The organism is Allobosea sp. BE125 (assembly GCF_031456075.1).
In the GTDB taxonomy this organism is placed as follows: Bacteria; Pseudomonadota; Alphaproteobacteria; order Rhizobiales; family Beijerinckiaceae; genus Allobosea.
In genome coordinates, this window is record NZ_JAVDTY010000003.1 from 95025 (window position 1) to 113191 (window position 18167).

At 66.3% G+C, this 18167-nt stretch carries 16 protein-coding genes; 11 read left to right on the top strand and 5 right to left on the bottom strand.

The features are described from left to right. The first annotated feature begins 60 nt into the window (after positions 1-60). The 3 genes from J2Y55_RS09020 to J2Y55_RS09030 are packed head-to-tail and all read left to right on the top strand — an operon-like array spanning position 61 to position 2945. Positions 61-927 (top strand): MurR/RpiR family transcriptional regulator, encoded by an 867-nt coding sequence (locus tag J2Y55_RS09020; RefSeq protein WP_310150986.1) that lies wholly within the window; start codon positions 61-63, stop codon positions 925-927. 6 nt (positions 928-933) lie between these two features. Then, the gene (locus J2Y55_RS09025; RefSeq protein WP_310150990.1) at positions 934-1680 is read left to right on the top strand and encodes an N-formylglutamate amidohydrolase; all 747 of its coding nucleotides are present in this window, start codon (positions 934-936) and stop codon (positions 1678-1680) included. After that, the gene (locus J2Y55_RS09030; protein ID WP_310150993.1) at positions 1677-2945 is read left to right on the top strand and encodes an NAD(P)/FAD-dependent oxidoreductase; all 1269 of its coding nucleotides are present in this window, start codon (positions 1677-1679) and stop codon (positions 2943-2945) included. Before J2Y55_RS09025 ends, J2Y55_RS09030 begins: the two co-directional genes overlap by 4 nt. A gap of 191 nt (positions 2946-3136) precedes the next feature. Here J2Y55_RS09030 and J2Y55_RS09035 read toward each other — a convergent pair whose 3' ends face one another. Together J2Y55_RS09035 and J2Y55_RS09040 are read right to left on the bottom strand one after the other, a co-directional pair. After that, entirely contained in the window at positions 3137-4045 is a 909-nt protein-coding gene (locus J2Y55_RS09035; protein ID WP_404978864.1) for an ABC transporter permease, read from the bottom strand. Positions 4046-4058: 13 nt separating this feature from the next. Then, positions 4059-5066 carry an ABC transporter permease gene (locus tag J2Y55_RS09040; protein ID WP_310150998.1) on the bottom strand — a complete coding sequence of 336 codons (1008 nt, stop codon included), beginning with the start codon at positions 5064-5066 and terminating at the stop codon, positions 4059-4061. Between the two features lie 248 nt (positions 5067-5314). Between J2Y55_RS09040 and J2Y55_RS09045 the strand changes: the two genes are divergently transcribed. From J2Y55_RS09045 to J2Y55_RS09080, 8 genes are all read left to right on the top strand, one after another. After that, positions 5315-7183 (top strand): ABC transporter ATP-binding protein, encoded by a 1869-nt coding sequence (locus tag J2Y55_RS09045; RefSeq protein ID WP_310151002.1) that lies wholly within the window; start codon positions 5315-5317, stop codon positions 7181-7183. Between the two features lie 173 nt (positions 7184-7356). Beyond that, positions 7357-8040, top strand: coding sequence for a hypothetical protein (locus tag J2Y55_RS09050; RefSeq protein ID WP_310151004.1), 684 nt, complete (start codon positions 7357-7359; stop codon positions 8038-8040). Positions 8041-8460: 420 nt separating this feature from the next. Beyond that, complete coding sequence (locus J2Y55_RS09055) at positions 8461-9285, top strand: IclR family transcriptional regulator (protein WP_310151007.1); 825 nt, start codon at positions 8461-8463, stop codon at positions 9283-9285. Positions 9286-9287: 2 nt separating this feature from the next. Continuing rightward, positions 9288-10586, top strand: coding sequence for an NAD(P)/FAD-dependent oxidoreductase (locus J2Y55_RS09060; protein WP_310151009.1), 1299 nt, complete (start codon positions 9288-9290; stop codon positions 10584-10586). 13 nt (positions 10587-10599) lie between these two features. Further along, entirely contained in the window at positions 10600-11676 is a 1077-nt protein-coding gene (locus tag J2Y55_RS09065) for an ABC transporter ATP-binding protein (protein WP_310151011.1), read from the top strand. Further along, positions 11673-12557: an ABC transporter permease gene (locus J2Y55_RS09070; RefSeq protein WP_310151016.1), complete on the top strand. Its 885-nt coding sequence runs from the start codon at positions 11673-11675 to the stop codon at positions 12555-12557. The genes J2Y55_RS09065 and J2Y55_RS09070 overlap by 4 nt, the downstream gene beginning before the upstream one ends. Further along, positions 12554-13369 carry an ABC transporter permease gene (locus tag J2Y55_RS09075; protein ID WP_310151021.1) on the top strand — a complete coding sequence of 272 codons (816 nt, stop codon included), beginning with the start codon at positions 12554-12556 and terminating at the stop codon, positions 13367-13369. The genes J2Y55_RS09070 and J2Y55_RS09075 overlap by 4 nt, the downstream gene beginning before the upstream one ends. Next, complete coding sequence (locus J2Y55_RS09080; protein ID WP_310151024.1) at positions 13366-14418, top strand: extracellular solute-binding protein; 1053 nt, start codon at positions 13366-13368, stop codon at positions 14416-14418. Before J2Y55_RS09075 ends, J2Y55_RS09080 begins: the two co-directional genes overlap by 4 nt. A gap of 140 nt (positions 14419-14558) precedes the next feature. Here the strand turns inward: J2Y55_RS09080 and J2Y55_RS09085 are convergent, their stop codons facing one another. From J2Y55_RS09085 to J2Y55_RS09095, 3 genes are all read right to left on the bottom strand, one after another. Beyond that, positions 14559-15338 (bottom strand): ABC transporter permease, encoded by a 780-nt coding sequence (locus tag J2Y55_RS09085; RefSeq protein WP_310152007.1) that lies wholly within the window; start codon positions 15336-15338, stop codon positions 14559-14561. Between the two features lie 101 nt (positions 15339-15439). After that, a complete protein-coding gene (locus J2Y55_RS09090; RefSeq protein ID WP_310151027.1) occupies positions 15440-16456 on the bottom strand; it encodes an ABC transporter permease in 1017 nt (338 codons plus the stop codon). A gap of 21 nt (positions 16457-16477) precedes the next feature. Then, a complete protein-coding gene (locus J2Y55_RS09095) occupies positions 16478-18070 on the bottom strand; it encodes an ABC transporter substrate-binding protein (protein ID WP_310151030.1) in 1593 nt (530 codons plus the stop codon). Positions 18071-18167: the final 97 nt, after the last annotated feature.

Sequence of the window (18167 nt, forward strand, 5' to 3'; positions counted from 1 at the left end):
TGTTGTAACATACTGTGCAAGACGCTTGATTTGAGTCAATATGTAATAAAGAATACAGGAATGGCCGCACCGCCCCTTTTCGACAGGATTCGCAGCGAAGCCCGGTCGACGGCCGAGCGGAAGGTCGCCTCGGTCCTGCTCGAAGGCTACCCGACGCGCGCGCTTGCGACGGTCGAGGTGCTGGCGAAGCAGGCCTCGGTCAGTGCGCCGACGGTGCTGCGCTTCCTCACCAAGATCGGGTTCTCGCGCTTCGCCGATTTCCAGGCCGCGGCGATCGCCGATGTCGAGCGCCAGCTCGGCTCGCCGCTGAACAACATCCGCTCGGAAGCACCGGCTGAGGCACCCCACCATATCTATCAGCGCACCCTGCTGATGCAGGCCGAGGCGCTGCAGGTCGCAGCCGCCCAGGCGATGCCGGCGGAATTCGATGCGATCGTCGACCTGCTGGTGTCTCCCCGGGCGACGATCAAACTGCTGGGCGGGCGTTACAGCCAGAACCTCGCACAGCGGCTGGCGACGCAGCTTGGCCAGCTGCGGCCCGGCGTCGTCTTCACCCCCCTCACGCTGGGCTTCGCCTATGACACGCTTGTCGATGCCGGGCCGCAGGACGTCTTCGTGATCTTCGATTACCGCCGCTACCAGAGCGAGCTCCTGACCTTCGCGCGCGGGGTGCGGCAAAGCGGCGCGCGCCTTTGCCTGTTCACCGACACCTGGCGTTCGCCCATCGCGGAACATGCCGATGCGGTGCTGACTTCGCCCGACGCCTCGACCTCGCCCTTCGGCTCGCGCGTCGTCGTCACCGCCCAGATCGAGGCGATCGTCGCCGCCATCAGCCTGCGCTGCCGCGATTCGAGCCGCGACCGGCTCGCCCGGATCGAGGAGCTGCGCAGCCTCGGAGCTAACGAGCCGTCTGCTAGAGAGAGCTGATCTCCCATGAATGCCAATCCGCCGATCGTGCTGAACCCGCAAGGTCGCTTGCCCGGGGTGATCGCGGTCGATCATGCCGGCCGCTCGGTCCCGCCGGGGCTCGGCGAGCTCGGTCTCGCCGCGACCTGGCGCGACAGCCATTATTTCTGCGACCTGGGCGTGGCGGAGCTCGCCCATGAGCTTGCTGCGCGGATCGACGTGCCGATCGTGCTGTGCGACGTCAGCCGCCTCGTGATCGACGTCAATCGCTGGGTCGATGATCCCCGCTCGATCGCCATGGCGGTCGAAGGCACGCCGATCCCAGCGAATGCCGCCTTGTCCCCGGCCGAAAGAGAGGCCCGGCAGGAGGCCGTGTTCTGGCCCTATCACAACCTGCTGGGGACGATCTGGGAGCGCCAGACCGCGCGCCATCCGCGCCCCTTCCTCTTCGCGCTGCACAGCTGCACCCGCGTTTTCCAGGGCCTGCACCGCCCCTGGGATGGCGGCACGATCTGGCATGACGACGCGACCCTGTCGCGCCACCTGCTTGATCATCTCGGCAAGGAAGACGGCCTCGTCCTGGGGGACAACCAGCCCTACTCCGGCCGGAACGGCGTCTTCACGGTCGACTGGCACAGCTATGGCTCGGGCCTGCCGGCCTGCGGTTTCGAGGTGACGAACGACCTTTTGGAGACCGGGCCGGACCGCGCGCGCTGGGCGGGCCGTCTGGCGGGTGCGCTGACGGCCGCCATCGACGACGGAGTGGCCGCGTGACCTCGTTTTCCGCCGAGCCGCCCTATGCGCTGACCGCCGTCGCCGCCCCGGCGACCGAGCGCCTCGCCGGCACGTGCGATGTCGATATGCTCCTGGTCGGCGGCGGCTATGGCGGGCTGCTGACCGCAATCGAACTGGCCGAGGCCGGGGCCCGCGTCGCGGTGATCGAGGCGCGCGAGATCGGCGCTGGCGGATCCGGGCGCAACCACGGCCAGTGCATCCCGGTGTTCGGCTATCTCGATCCCGCGACGCTGCCCGAAAAGGGCGTCGGGCTCCTCGCCGAGGCCGGCGCCCGGGTCTTCGACCGGATCGCGCGCCATGGCTTGCGCTGCGAGGCGGTGCAGAAGGGCACGCTCAGCGCGGCCTATAACGAGCGGACGCTGGCGACGACCCGGGCGGCGCAGGCGAAATACGCAGGCTACGGCAAGACCGAGCGCTATCTCGACGCCGAGGAGGTCGCCGGGCTGACCGGCACGCGCGCCTTTCTGGGCGGCTGGGCCCATCGCGAGGGCGGCCATCTCAATCCGCTCGGCTATGCGCGCGAACTGGCGCGGCTTGCGCTTTCGCTCGGGGTCGAGGTCTTCACCCACAGCCCGATGACGGGTTTCTCGCGCCGCGACGGTCGCTGGTGCGTCCGCACGCCCGATGGCGAAATCCGCGCCAAGACCGTCGGCCTGACGACCGACGCCTATTCCACGCCCGCTATCCCCGGCGCGGTGACGCAGGGCTTCTTCCCGCTGACGAGCTATGCGGTGGCAAGCCGCCCTCTGACGACAGAGGAACGCGCGAGCGTCATGCCGTCGGGCATGAATTTCGGCGACACCCATCACGACCCGATGTTCTTCCGCATCGACGCCTCCGGGCGGATCGTCACCGGCGGCCTGCAGGAACCCGGACGCGGCAGCCGCTTCGACTATACCGTCGCCTTCATGACCCGCCGCCTGTCGCGCATCTGGCCTGTGCTAGAGGGGTTGGACTGGGAATTCATGTGGACCGGCACCGTCAGCATGGCGCTCGACCAGACGCCCTCGATCCAGCGCCTCGACGACGGGCTCTGGGCGCTTTCGGGCTGGTCCGGCCGGGGCGTGCCGACCTCGGCAGCGCTGGCCTGCGCCTTCGCGCGTACCCTCGAGGACCCCGCGGCGGGGCTCGACTGGTGGCCCCAGCGGCAACCGCCGCGGGTCGTCGCTCGCGCGCTGCTGGGGCGGATGGTGCAGTTGTGCCGTGGCCCGTTCAACCAACTGCGTGACCGGATGGAGGGCTAAGAGCCCCTTTGGAACCTCCAGCCCTCATCCTGAGGAGCCATTCCGTTGGGAATGGCGTCTCGAAGGATGCTCCAGGAGGCTCCCGAACCATCTGGAGCATCCTTCGAGACGCCGCTTCGCGGCTCCTCAGGATGAGGGCTCGCGGAGTTTAAAAGTAAGCGCTGAGCGCCGTCCCCCCGGTGCGCGCCCGCTCAGCGCCCGCGGATCCGCGGATCCATCGCGTCGCGCAAGCCGTCGCCGATGTAATTGACCGAAAGCACCGTCAGCGAGATCGCAATGCCGGGCAGGATCGCCCGCATCGGATAGAGCTGGATCTGATCGACCGCATCGTAAAGCAGCCGCCCCCAGGTCGGGAAATCCGGTGGAAAGCCGAGCCCGAGGAAGGATAGCGAGCTTTCGGTCATGATCGCGCTCGCGATCCCGAGCGTGGCCGAAACCAGGATCGGCGACAGCACATTGGGCAGGATGTGGCGCAGGATCATCTTGCCGCGCTGCGTGCCGATCGACCGGGCGGCAAGGATGAATTCGCGTTCCTTCAGGGTCAGAACCTCACCCCGCACGAGGCGCGCCGTGTGCATCCAGCTGGTTCCGCCGATGGAGGTGACGATCAGCAGGAATATCCCCGTCTCGGCACCGAGCCATTGCGACAGCGGCTCGCGGAAGAGCATCGACATGACGAGGAGCAATGGCAGCAGCGGTAGCGCCAGGAACAGATCGGTCAGGCGCATCAGGACCCCGTCGAGCCCGCGCAGGAACCCCGCGCAGACCCCCACCAGCGTGCCCAGCAGCAGCGCCAGCCCCATCGCCGTCAGCCCGACCGTCAGCGAGACCCGCCCGCCCGCGATCAATCGCGCCAGCATGTCGCGCCCAAGCTGGTCGGTGCCAAGCGGATGCTCAAGCGACGGGCCCTTGTTGCGCAGCCGCATCGCCAGCGCGGTCGGGTCGAGCTGCCACAGCCAGGGTCCGGCGATGACCGCCAGCAGGATCGCCCCCAGGATCACCACGCCGATCACCGCGCCGCGATGGCTGCGGAACCGGCGCCAGACATCGCGCGCCTGGCTTGAACGCCGGCGGGCAGCGGTCGCGGCAGGCTCAGTCATAGTCGATCCCCGCTCAGTCATAGCGGATCCTCGGATCCAGAACGCCGTACAGAATATCGGCGACCAGGTTGAACAGCACGATCAGCACCGCGAAGATGAAGGTCAGGGTCTGCACCATCGGCACGTCATTCGCCTGGATCGACGAGATCAGCAGCTCACCGATGCCATTCACCTTGAAGACCTGCTCGGTGATGATGGCGCCGCCGAAGATCTGCGGCACGCCCATCGCGATGACGGTCACGACCGGGATCATCGAGTTTCTGAGCACATGGACCAGCACCACGACCCTTTCGCTCAGGCCATTGGCGCGGGCGGTGCGGACATAGTCCTGCCGCAGGTTGTCGAGCATCGCGGCTCGCATGAACCGGCTGATCTGGCTCGCATTGTAGAGCGCCAGCACCATCACCGGCAGAACCATCTGGCGCAATTGCATCAGGAAGCTGTTCCAGTCGGTGACCTTCAGCGTCGTGTCGTAGAGCGAGGGAAACCAGTGCGGCTCGACCGAGAAGATCACGATCAGCACGACCCCGGTAAAGAAGGTCGGCACCGAGAAGCCGATCATCGACAGGAAGGTGCCGAGCTGGTCGAACCAGCTGTGCTGCCGATAGGCCGAGATGATGCCGATCGGCAGGGCAATGGCGATCCCCACCAGATAAGCCAGGCCCACGACCCACAGCGTCTGCGGCAGGCGCAGCGCGATGATATCGGCGACGGGCGCGCGCGACTGCCACGACATCACGCGCTGGCTGTCCCCTGCCAGGTTCAGCCCGAAGACCGTGTCGAGGACATGCAGCGGCTCGATCCAGAAGAACTGCTTGAGCCACAGCAGGTAGCGCAGCATCAAGGGATCGCCGAGGCCGAGCGACTGGCGCATCTTCTCCTTCACCTCGGGCGGAATCGTCAGCGGCAATTGCGCCATCGGATCGCCGGGCGCGAGGCCGAGAAGCAGGAAGATGACAAGGCTGATCAGCAGGAGCGTCGGGATCGCCACCAGCAGTCGGCGCAGCGTGTATTGGAACATCTCGAGGCCTCAGCCGCGCATGCGGCAGGCGCAGTCGCTGGCGGCGCCGCATATGAGGTTCTGATCCATCCCGAAGGCACCTGTCCCGATCGCGAGAATATGTAAAATACATTGCAAGCACGCCATACCGCAGTCAATATGTAACAAATAGTACTTTCTCGAGACAGGTCCGCACCCCGCCGGATGCTCTGCTCCGGCTGCGGCGTCGCCTGGCATTAGGATGGCCGGGCCCGTCCCGGGGAGGTTTGATGTTCGAGACGTCCCATGCTCCGCAAGTATCCGGCCTGACGCCGCTGGTTTCGATCGCGGGCCTGCGCGTCGCGTTCGAGACCGATTCCGGCCCCGTCATCGGCGTGCGTGACATCAGCTTCGACATCGCTCCCGGGGAATGCGTCTGCGTGGTCGGCGAATCCGGTTCGGGCAAGTCGGTCTCGGCGCTGTCGCTGATGCGGCTCGTCGAATTCGGTGGCGGCCGGATCGCCGGAGGGGAATTGCGCTTTCGGCAGGCCGACGGGCGCGTGATCGACCTCGCCCGGACCGATCAGGCGACGATGCGTGCGATCCGGGGCGACCAGATCGGCATGATCTTCCAGGAGCCGATGACGGCGCTGAATCCCGTCTTCACGATCGGGCGCCAATTGGTCGAGGTGATCCTGACGCATCGGCGCATCCCCGCAGTTGCGGCGCGCGCCCGCGCGCTCGACCTGCTGACGCAGATGCAGATCAGCGAGCCCGAGCGCCGCCTGAAGCAATATCCGCACGAATTGTCGGGCGGCATGCGCCAGCGCGTCGTGATCGCCATGGCGATGGCCTGCGAACCACGCCTGCTGATCTGCGATGAGCCGACGACGGCGCTCGACGTGACGATCCAGGCCGAGATCCTCGGTTTGATCGACAGGTTGAAGCGCGAGACGGGAACGGCGGTGCTGTTCATCACCCACGACATGGCCGTGGTCGCGCAGATGGCCGACCGGGTCGTGGTGATGTATCGCGGCGAAAAGGTCGAGGATGGACCGGTCGAGGCGATCTTCTCCGACCCGCAACACCCTTATACGCGCGCGCTGCTGGCCGCTGTGCCCAGGCTGGGCGAGATGCGCGGCACGACCTGCCCGGCGCCGATGCGCGGCATCGCGACCGGCGACGCCCCCCGCGCAGCGGCCGCCCCCACCATTGCGACCGCTGCGGGGACGGAGGCTGCGCCGCTTCTCGCGGTGCGCCACCTGTGCACCCGCTTCCCCGTCCAGAAAGGGCTGCTGCGCCGGACCATCGCCAATGTCCACGCGGTCGAGGATGTGAGCTTCACCATCGACCGCGGCCAGACGCTCAGCCTCGTCGGCGAGTCCGGCTGCGGCAAGTCGAGCTGCGGCCGCTCGATCCTGCGGCTCATCCAACCCTTGTCGGGCGAGGTGGTGCTGGACGGGCAGGACGTGCTGGCCCAGTCGACGCAGGGGATGCACGCGCTGCGCCGCAAGATGCAGATGATCTTCCAGGATCCCTATGCGAGCCTCGACCCGCGGATGCGCCTGTTCGACCAGGTGGCGGAGCCCCTGCTCAACTACGACCGGCTGTCGGGACAGGCCCTGCACCGGCGCGTAGCGGAGCTGTTCGACCGTGTGCGCCTGCCCGCCGGCTTCATCGAGCTTTACCCGCACGAGCTTTCGGGCGGCCAGCGTCAGCGCGTCGCCATCGCCCGCGCGCTCGCCCTCAACCCGAAGCTGATCATCGCCGATGAGGCGGTATCGGCGCTGGATGTCTCGGTGCAGGCGCAGGTGCTGAACCTGCTGATGGAGCTGCAGGCGGATCTGGGAATTTCCTGTCTGTTCATCAGCCACGACATGTCCGTCGTCGAGCGGATCAGCCATCGCGTCGCGGTGATGTATCTGGGCCGGATCGTCGAGATCGGCCCGCGTGCCGCAATCTTCGAGACCCCGCAGCACCCCTATACAAGGGCGCTTCTGTCGGCGGTCCCGATCGCCGATCCGGCGCGACGGGCGACGCGTAGCCTGACCGCGCCTCCGGTCCTAAGCTCGCCCATCCATCCCGCCGGTCACGTTCCCGCGCCGTCGCGATACACCGAGATCGCCCCCGGTCATCTGGTGCTCATCCCGACGCAATAGGCGCTTGGAGCGATTTCTGATTTTCGTTGGTTTTCAGCCGGCTGCTCCTGCCATGAAAAGGCGGCGTCGCAATGCAGATGAAACTGAGAACGACCTATGGTCCGGAGCATCGTGATATTCGGGCCGTCTGTTGATCGCATTGCCGCTAGCCCATCCGAACCGACTGGGCCGACATGGTATCTGACGTGAGCACGCCTGCCCGCCCAAGCACCACCGGTCTGCGCCGCTTCCTGGATCTCCAGCAGCAGCGCGATTGGATGCAGGGCAAGACTATCCTGCGCGATGCCGATGAGCGCGCGGAGTCGCTGGAACTGCGTCTCAAATACGTCCCGCGGTTCGAGAAGCTGCTGCGCCGACCGCAGGTGCAAGCGGTCCTGGACATTCTCCGGCAATACGGCCGCAACTGCATCCCGATCCCGAGCCGGACCGAGCGGCATTACTGGTCGGTTTCCTGTCTGCCGTCGACACCGGGCAAGGCGCTCATTCGCGTCAACGCGAGTTGGATGGAGCTTTTCTCGCTCTATGCGGATGGCGAGGGCATCCGCGCGCTATTTCTGGTGCATCTTTCCGATTTCACCAGGGACCATTCGCTCGATCCGGGCCAGGTGGATGAAGCTTTCCTCGAGCGCTGCGTGATGACGCCGGAAGATGTCAGCTATGTCTTCCCCCGCGGCGAGGACATTTTCGGCGTCAAGGTCCGCGGCCTCTCCTCGATCGGCAAATTCCTCGCGGAGCGCCGTTCATTGCAGGCCATCCGGGCATTCAACCTGACGCATATGAACCGCGGCCGGAACGCCTATCAGGCAAGCCACTGCTACAGCCTGGCTGACCACATGCTGAGCGGTCACGCGGGCTGAGCGGAGAGAGTTCGAAGCTTTGATTGTGAAATGGCGCGCCGCTGAGGAAAAAACTGCGAACGCCTACCCGTTTGAAGCACCGATATAACTTCTCCTGCCGGATCAAGATCGCGCCGCCCGTGCGCTTTCCGGCTCAGCCAACAGCCGGGCTTGCAATCCGCAGCCGACATCGGCTGCGTCCGGTTTCGGCGTGCGTCGTTGGGCGGCTGGAACAATGCACTGCGCCCGATCAGCAAGGCTCGCATCGATGTGCGCCCCCCTGCGAGCATGGCACCGAATTGACGCCTCCAATCGCGCACAGGCGAGCTCAACAGCGATTTTGCGCAGCCATGGCGTCAAGGCTTTGTGTCGCCAGACGATACTTTTAATTGTATTGCAATCCATAGCGCTGCATCATAGCCTTTCCCCGGATTGAGCGCGGTGAGGGGCAAATTGTCGGTCAGCAAGGATCCTTCTGTCTCCATCAGAAGCGAGAACGCCGCGCAGGCGAATTCGCTTTTCGTGACCTCGCTCGAGCGCGGCTTCGCCGTGCTTGAAGCGGTCGGCAATGAGCGGCGCGATGTCGGGGTGACGGAGATCGCGGCGAAGACAGGGCTCGACAAGAGCGCCGCGCAGCGTTTCGCCTTCACGCTGCAGGCCCTGGGCTATCTCGAAAAGAACCCGGCGACGCGGCGATTCAGACTGTCGCGGCGCGTGCTCGGCCTGGCGCATGCCTATCTGCGCACCGATCCGCTGGTCGAGCTGGCGACGCCCTATCTCGCCGATCTCAGGCAAGCCTGCCAGAAGCGGGTCGATCTGAGCCTGCTGGACGGCTTCGATATCGTCTATGTCGTGCGGCTCCAGAGCCAGCGCGAGGCCTTCGGCGCCACAGTGATCGGACGCCGCATCCCGGCATTCTGCTCCTCGGGCGGTCGGGCGATGCTGTCGCTGCTGCCGGAGGACGAGGCGCGCGCGCTGGTCGAGCGCAGCCCGCGCAAGCCGCTGACGCCGCACACCATCACCGATGTCGAGGCCGTGATGGCGCAGATCGCGCGGGCCAGGCAGGACGGCTTTGCCGTCTGCATCCAGGAAGCGCTGATGGGCGAGATCGTGGTCGCCGCGCCGGTCGTCGACATGCAGGGAAGGCCGCGCGGCGCCGTTCACATCGCCATGGCCCTCGCCGACCATGATGAAAGCGAGGTCCGGACCAAATTCGCGCCCATGGCGGTTGCCGCCGCCCGCCTGATCTCCGGCGGAGGGTACTGAACTTGCTGCCCTATCCGCAGACGCATTACGCCGCCACCCGCAGCGATGACGCCCAGTGGCCCGTCCTCGACGGCGAGTGCGAGGCCGAGACCTGCGTGATCGGCGGGGGATTGGCCGGCCTGGCGACGGCACTGGGCCTGGCCGAGCGCGGGCGATCGGTCGTGCTGCTTGAAGCTAACCGCATGGGCTGGGGGGCGTCGGGCCGCAATGGCGGCTTCGCCAGCGCTGGCTATCCGCTGTCGATGCGGGTTCTCGCAGCGCAGCGCGGACTATCCGACGCCGCGGCGCTCTGGCGCCTGAGCGTGGAGGCGCTCTCGGTCGTCAGCCGCCGCGCGGAAGCGCTCGGCACCGACACCTTGCAGGGCCACGGCGCCTTGCGCTGCCGCATCGCCTGGCAGCCCGACACGCTGCGTGAGCATGTCGGCTGGATGAACGAGCATTTCGCGGCAGGTCTCGTCCATCTGCCCCCAAGGGAGCTGCGCGCTTTGCTGGCGACGGAGGCCTATGCCGACGGTTTTCTCAATCCGGCGTCCCTGCAGATCCAGCCCCTCAATCTGGCGCGCGGGATGGCGCACGCCGCTGCAGCAGTGGGTGCGCGACTTCACGAGGGGGCAGACGTCGTCGCGATCGAGGCCGCCGGCGCTGCGCGCAAGGTCGTCACCCGGTCCGGCTCGGTCACGGCGCGCCATGTCGTGCTCGCCGGCGGCGCGCATCTGGGAATGCTGCATACCGGCCTGGGGCTCGCCACGGTGCCGGTCGCATCCTTCGTCGTCGCCACGAAGCCCGCATCCGAGCATTTGCGTGCCGCCATCCGCACGGGCTTTGCGGTGTCCGACACGCGCGTCGCGACGGACTACTATCGCGTGCTGCCCGATGGCCGCCTGCTTTGGGGCGGCAGGGCCAATGCCTTCGAATATGCACCCGAGACAGTGCGCGGCCTTCTGAAGCGCGACATTGCGCGAATCTATCCGCAGCTGGCCGATCTCGAAATCGAGAGCGCCTGGTCCGGGCTGATGCCGATCGCCCGGCACAGAATGCCTGTCATCGGGCCCCTGGCGGAGGGCCTCTGGGCCGCCGCCTGCTTTGGTGGGCTCGGCCTCGTCAACACCACGCTCGCGGGCGAGTTGATCGCATCGGCCATTGCCGAGGGCGACGACCGCCATCGCCATTTCGCGCCGTTCGGGCTGCCTTTCGCCGGCGGCACTTATGGCCGCGCCGCGTTCCAATTCATCTACTGGCGCCATCAGCTCGAGGATTGGTTCAAGCGCCCTCGCGCTCGCAAGGCGGGAGGCCAGCCGTGACCGAAGGCCCAGCATGAACGACACCATCGTCGCCATCTCCGAAGTCTCGAAACGGTATGCAGGCGCAGCCCAGCCGGCGCTGGCCGGCGTCTCGCTCGACATTCGCCGCAACGAGTTCTTCACGCTGCTCGGCCCGTCGGGCTGTGGCAAGACCACGCTGTTGCGCCTGATCGCAGGGTTCGGCATGCCCGATTCCGGGCAGATCAGCCTGGACGGCAAGCTTCTGGGCCAGACCCCGCCAAATCTGCGGCCGATCAACACCGTCTTCCAGAGCTATGCGCTTTTTCCGCATATGAGCGTGGCGGAGAATATCGGCTTCGGGCTCGAAATGCTCGGGCGGCCGCGCGAGACCGTCAGGTCGCGCGTCGCGGAGATGCTGAATCTGGTCCGCCTCGAGGGGATGGGCGAGCGCCGTCCGGCCCAGCTCTCCGGGGGCCAGCAGCAGCGCGTCGCGCTGGCGCGCGCCTTGGCTCCGGCGCCCAAGGTGCTGCTGCTCGACGAACCGTTGTCTGCCCTCGATCTCAAGCTGCGGCGCGAGATGCAGATCGAACTCAAGCGGCTTCAGACCGAAACGGGCATCACCTTCGTGTTCGTGACGCACGACCAGGAAGAGGCGCTCGCCATGTCCGATCGCCTGGCGGTGATGCGCGACGGCGTGGTCATGCAGGTCGGCTCGCCGGAAAACCTCTATGACAGGCCGGCCAATCTCTTCGTCGCCGAGTTCATCGGCGAAGCGAATTTCTGGAGTGCGACCTGTCTTGGACGCAGCGGCGCAGGCGGGCGCTTCGCGATCGGCTCCGGCGAGGCCGTCATGCCCGTCGCCGAGGCGCAAGGGCTGACTGAGGGAGCAAAGGCCGTGCTGGTCGTCCGGCCCGAGCGCATCACGCTCGGCGCGGCCGAGCCCGGCCTGTTGCACGGCACCGTGGAGACGGCGGTTTATCGCGGCAGCGACCTCGTCGTGCATGCCGCGCTTGCGGGCGGGGGCGCATTGCGGGCGCGCCTGCCCGGCAGCATCGCGGCAGCGGGACTGATCGGCACCGCCACGGGGTTCGCCTTTCCCGCCGACGCAGTCCGGGTCTTCCCGGCATGAATGCGATCCGGACCTCTCCTGGGCTGCTGACGGCGCCGGCTGCGCTCTTCCTGATCGCGTTCATGCTCGTGCCGGTCGGCCTGATGCTTTATGTCTCAACCCTCGAGCGCGGCGCCTTCGGAGGCGTCAATTGGGGCCAGCATACGGCCATCGCTTATGAGAAGCTGCTGTTCGAGCGGGATCTGGCGGGACAGATCGCCTTCAACAGCGACTATATCGCTATCATCCTGCGCTCGTTCCGGCTTGCGGCCATCACCACGGCGGTCACTCTGGCGCTGGGGATCCCGACGGCTCTCTACATGGCGAGTCTGCCGCCGCGCCGCGCGGCCCTGATGCTGTTCCTCGTGACCGTCCCGTTCTGGACGAACCTGCTGGTCCGGAATTTTGCGTGGATCCTGATCCTGCGCAATGGCGGCCCGCTCGACAGCGCGCTCGCGACGACCGGCCTCGTCACGCCGCCGCTCGACATCCTCTACACGCCGCTCGCGACGGGGATCGGCCTGACCTATTCCTTCCTGCCCTTCATGATCTTGCCGATCTATGTCGCGCTCGAGCGCATCGACCGGCGTCTGATCGAGGCAGCCTTTGACCTCGGCGCGGATCGCTGGCGCGTGCTCTCGCGCGTGGTCCTGCCGCTGGCGGCGCCCGGCATCGCCGCTGGCGCCATCCTCGTCTTCGTGCCGTGCCTGGGGGCCTATGTCAGCCCGGAGCTGCTGGGCGGCGGTAAGTCGCTGATGATCGGAAACCTGATCCAGGCCCAGTTCGGCGCCTCGCGCAACTGGCCGTTCGGGGCCGCGCTGGCGCTCGTTCTCCTATTGGTTCTCCTGGTCGCGCTGGCGCTGCTCGCCAGCGTGAAGCGGCGGGAGCGGCTCGCATCATGAACGAGGCCCGGCACCCTCTCCGCCTTCCCGGCACCGCAGTCCTCGCCGCGCTGGCGATGCTCTTCCTCTACGTGCCGATCATCGTGCTCGTGGTGCTCTCGTTCAACGCGAGCGACATGACGACGGTCTGGACCGGTTTCAGCCTGCACTGGTACGCTCAGGCGCTCGGCAACGACACGATGCTCATCGCCATCGGCAACTCGCTGACGGTGGCGGCGGTCGCGACCATCCTTGCCACCGCCGCCGCAACGTCGGCCGCGCTCGGTATCGCGCGTTCGGGCGGCCGCGTCCGCACTGTGGTCGAGGGGCTGCTCGGCCTGCCGCTGCTCATCCCCGAAATCGTCACCGCCGTCGCGCTGCTCATGCTCTTCGTGCTTGTGGGCGTGAGGCTTGGGCTGATGTCGGTCATTCTGGCGCATACGGTCTTCTGCATCCCCTTCGCCTATTATCCGATCCGTTCGCGCCTGGCTGCGCTGGACCCTGCGCTCGGGGAGGCGGCGAGCGATCTCTACGCGCCCGCATGGCGGCGCTTCCTGCGCATCGAGCTGCCCTTGCTCGCTCCGGGCATCTTTGCCGGCGCGCTCCTCGCCTTCATCAGCTCACTCGGCGATTTCGTCATCACCTATTTCGTCGCCGGTCCCGGCGCCACGACGCTGCCCGTCTACATCTACGGGATGATCCGCACCGGCATCACACCGGAGGTCAATGCGCTGTCGACGCTCCTGCTGCTGGCTTCAGTCGCGGTCGTCGCCATCGTCTTCCGAAGTGGAACCACGCCTGCCAACCAAACAAGGGGAGATAAGACTTCATGACGATAGCCACCCGATTCCGCACGGTGCTCGCGGCGCTCGCGATCGCGGCCACACCCGCCGCCGCGCTCGCCCAGTCGAAGCAACTCCTGCTCTACAGCTGGGCCAATTACGTGCCGCCCGATCTGATCAAGCGCTTCGAGGCGGAGACCGGCATCAAGGTCAGCCTCGACGTCTACGACAGCAACGACACGATGCTCGCCAAGCTGCAGGCCGGCGGCGGCGGTTACGACATCGTCGTTCCCAGCAATTCCATCCTGGCGACGATGATCAAGTCCGGGCTCCTGCTGAAGGTCGATGCGGCAAAAATGTCGAATTTCGGCAATGTCACCGCGCCTCACGACCGGCCCGCCAGCGACCCAGGCCGCGAATATTCGGTGCCTTATCTCTGGGGCTCGACCGGATTCACTTATGATTCCGCCAAGGTGCCGGGCGGCAAGCTGACCGAGAGCTGGAAGGAATTCTTCGAGCCGCGGCCCGAGCTCTCGGGTCAGATCGCTGTGCTCAACGATCAGGGCGAGGTCTACAGCGCGGCGGCGCTCTATCTTGGGCTCGACACCTGCAGCGAAGACCCCGCAGACGGCCAGAAGATCCTGACGCTGCTTGAAAAGCAGAAGCCGCATATCAAGATCTATTCCTCGACCGGCACGATCGACCGCGTCGCTGCCGGCGAAGTCATCATGCACCAGCAGTGGAACGGCGCTTCGCACCGTTCGCGTGCCAAGCTCCCGACCGCCGTCTTCGTCTACCCGATGGAGGGAATGAATCTTTGGGGCGACAATTTTGCTGTTCCCAAGGGTGCATCCAACCCCGAGAGCGCCAAGATCTTCCTCAACTGGATGATGGTCCCGAAGAACGCCGCCGAGGCCTCGAATTTCAGCGGCTACAACAATGCCATCAAGGGCGCCGAGGAGTTGCTCAAAGCCGACCTTCGCGACAATCCGGCGATCAACCCGCCGGAAGCCTTGAAGACGAGGTTCAGGCCGGTCAAGGATTGCTCGCTCAAGGCACGCGAGATCCGCGATGGTGTCTGGACGCGGCTGCGCCGCTGACTTCGGAAGGCAGGCGCCTTTCGGGGCCTGCCTTCTGTAACCCGAAAAAGCGCTCGCATCTGCCAGCCTTGGGCTGTCAGATGCGATGCAACCAACGCTCTCGGCCGGCAAGCGCGTGAGTCCCGCGCTGGACGACCGTGTCACCGTGAGCGTGGGTCGAGCAGGTCGCGCAGGCTATCGCCTATGAAGCTGAAGGCGAGCGACAGTGAAAGGATCGCAAGGCCTGGCCCTGCGGCGATCCACCAGTTGTAGAAATTCGTCGCGCCCTCCGCGATCATCTGGCCCCACTCTGGCGTCGGGGGGCGCGCGCCGAGGCCGATGAAGCTCAGGCCGGCGACGAGCAGCACGACCTGACTGATGTCCACGGTGGCGTTGATCAGGATCGGCGTCCAGCACAACGGCAGCACGTGCCGAACCAGGATGCGCGGGGAGGAGGCGCCCATCGCCACAGCCGCATCGACATGCTCCAGAGAGCGGACCGAGAGCACCTGCCCCCGCATCAGCCGAGCATAGATGGGCCACCAAACGATGACCATCGCCAAGCCGGCATTGAGCAGTCCCGGCCCGAGCGAGGCGGCGATCGCCATCGCCAGCAGCATGGGTGGAAATGATAGCGTCACATCGGCAAGCCGCATCAGCGCGCCGTCCAGGACGCCGCCGAAATAGCCCGCAAGAGCGCCCAGAAAGCATCCGATCGCGACCGCCGTGACGAGGACGCCAACCGCCACCGGCAAGGAGAACCGCACGCCGTAGAGCGTGCGCACCAGCACGTCGCGTCCCAGCGCGTCGGTGCCGAGCCAGTGGGCAGCGCTCGGCGGCTGCAGGCGGCGGCCGGCCAGGGCGACCGGATCATAGGGCGTCCACAGATCGATGGTCGCGCCGACGACGACCCATGCGAGGATCGTCACGAGTGCGATCAGGACCGGCCAGCGCGCGGGACCGGCGCGCGGATCGAGCAGCGCGGCAAGCCGGCGCAGGCGGCCTCGGCGCGCAACCGCCGCCGCTTCGGGAAGGGCTGCGCTCACCGGCGATCCCTCAGGCGCGGATCGACGAAGGCATAGGCGATGTCGGTCACGAGGTTGGTCAGCAGGAAGGCGGCGCCACCGATGATCGTGACGCCGATGATGGCGGGATAATCGAGCTGGCGCGCCGCCTCGACAGCGTAGGAGCCAATACCGGGCCATGCGAAGATCGTTTCGGTCAGGACGGCACCGGTGATCAGATAGGCGAAGGTGAAGCCGAGGATCGTCAATGTCGGCATCAGCGCGTTACGCAGCGCATGCGTCAGCAGGACACGGCCCTCGCCCGCCCCTTTGGCCCGCGCGACCAGAATGTAATCCTGCGACAGCACCTCGATCATGCTCGCACGCACCAGGCGGGCGACGATGCCCACCACCGTCCAGCCCAGCATCAGGGCCGGCAGCACGAGATGCGCCAGCGCCTCGCGCAAGATGCGCCCTTCGCCAGCGAGCGCCGCATCGATCGTGAAGAAGCCGGTTACGAAGGGCGGCGGCAAGGAGCGCGTGTCGAGCCGGCCCGGCCCCGGCGACCAGCCGAGCGTGGCGAAGAAGATGAAGAGCGCGATCAGCCCGAGCCAGAACATCGGCACCGACGAGCCGACGAGCGCAAAGATGCGGATGGCCGTGTCGCCCAGCCCGTCGCGGAACTTTGCTGCCAGAATACCGAGGATGACGCCGACGCTGCCGCCGAGCACGACCGATGCGACGACGAGCTCCAGCGTCGCGGGCAGGCGCTGGGCCAGATCGCCCGCCACGGGCTGGCGCGTGCGGAACGAGGTGCCCATGTCGCCATGCAGCAGGTTGCGGACATAGACGACATAGCGTTCGGCCAGCGGACGATCGAGGCGCCAGCGCTCCTTAGCGGCGGCGACCACGACGGGATTGTTCATCTGCCGCTCACCGATCAGGGCGACCAGCGGGTCGCCCTTGGTGAACTGCGAGAGAAAAAAGGCGACAGTGACGATGCCGAGCAGAAGAAACGGCATCATCGCCAGTCGTTGCAGCGCAACTCTGAGCATCGGTTCTGCCGGCCGGGCGCGCTATTGCCGCCCGACCTGACTGAGCGCGAGATTGCAGCAGGCGCTGTAGTGCACCCCGGTCACACCCTTACGCGAGGCCAGGATCAGATCCGGGCTGACGACGGGGATGATGACCTTGTCGCCGATCATCTCCAGCGCGATCTCGCGATAGATCCGCTCGGCTTCAGTCGGCGTGGCGGCCAGCGCCTGCTTGAGGAGTTCGCCTTCCTTCTCGTTGACCACGCCCTGCACCTTGTCGGCATGGGAACGTTTGACCCAGGAGCTCGTGCTCATCATCGAGAAGAACTGGACATATTGCACCGTGCCGAAATAGTCGGGCGCATAATAGGATGCAGTGATCGGGATGCCGTCCTTGGCGACGCGCTCGCGCCAGACCGCGAAGGTTATCGGCTCGAGTTCGAGCTTGATGCCGACGCGGCTCAGATCCTGCTGCAGCTTCTGCATCATCAGCGAGAGATCGACGCCGTAGGAATTGACCGCCGGATAGGCCGATTTCATCGTGAAGCCGTTGGGCTGGCCTGCTTCCGCGAGCTTCGCCTTGGCAAGCGCAAGATCCTGCTTGGGCGAAGGCAGGCCGGTCGTGCCCGGGAAGCCATTGGGGATCGCGACCGGCTGCGGTCGGCCCTTGCCGCCGACGGTGAAGTCGATCAGCCCTTGATAGTCGATCGCCGCCGCGATGGCCTCGCGGACAGGCTTGGTCAGCGGGACCGTGTTGTCTTTGGCGCCGACGCCCAGCGCCAAGTAGATGAAGTTATAGCTCGGCACGGTATCGAGCACGAGGTTTGGATCCTTGACCGAGGCGGCCGTGTCGGGATCGATCTGCATCGCCACATCGGCGCCGCCCGTCTGCAGCATCTGCAGCTGCGCCACCGCGTCGGGCACCTGCTTGATGATGACCTCGGCAACCTTCGGCGCCGCGCCCCAGAACTTGTCGTTCGTGACCAGGCGCAGCTGGTCGCCATTGCGATAGAGCGCGAGCTTGTAGGGGCCGCTGCCGGCCGAGTTGGCGAAGAACCAGTTGTCGGCCTGGTCGGCCGTGCTGGCATTCTCGCCACCCGCCGCGCCGTTGGCCTCTGCGAGCTTGCGGTTGATGATGCCGGCATAGGACGAGGCGAGCATGTTCAGGAATTCGGAATTGGGCTGAGCCGTGCGCAGCACGACGGTCTTTTCGTCGGGCGTTTCGACCGCTGTCAGGGCCTCCATGAGGAACGACGCATCCGACTTCATGTTCTTCAGCCGTGTCAGCGACCAGGCGACATCGGCCGAGGTCACGGGCGCGCCGTCGGAAAAGACGGCGTTGGGCGCCAGCTTGAAGGCGAAGCGCGTCTGGTCCGGGCTGACCTCCCAGGAGGTGGCGAGGTTGGGCGCAAGCGTCTTGTTGTCTGCCGCCAGCGTGACCAGCGTCTGGTAGACCGCCGACAGGTAGATCTGACAGGTGTCGCAAAATGATCGCGCCGGATCGAGCGAGGTGATGTCCATGTTCCTGGCCACGACGAGCGGGCGTGCATCGGCGGCCCGTATCGGCGATACCGGCCCCGCCAGCGATACGGCAATGCCGAGCGCCAAGGCCGCCTTCATCTGTCCTGCCCGCATGATGTGATCCCCTCTCCTTGTTGCTGATCCCAGGACGCCAACGCTGAGCGCAGGCCCCTGTCCTCGGCATGACGTTTGCCCCGCCGCTGTCTGGCGT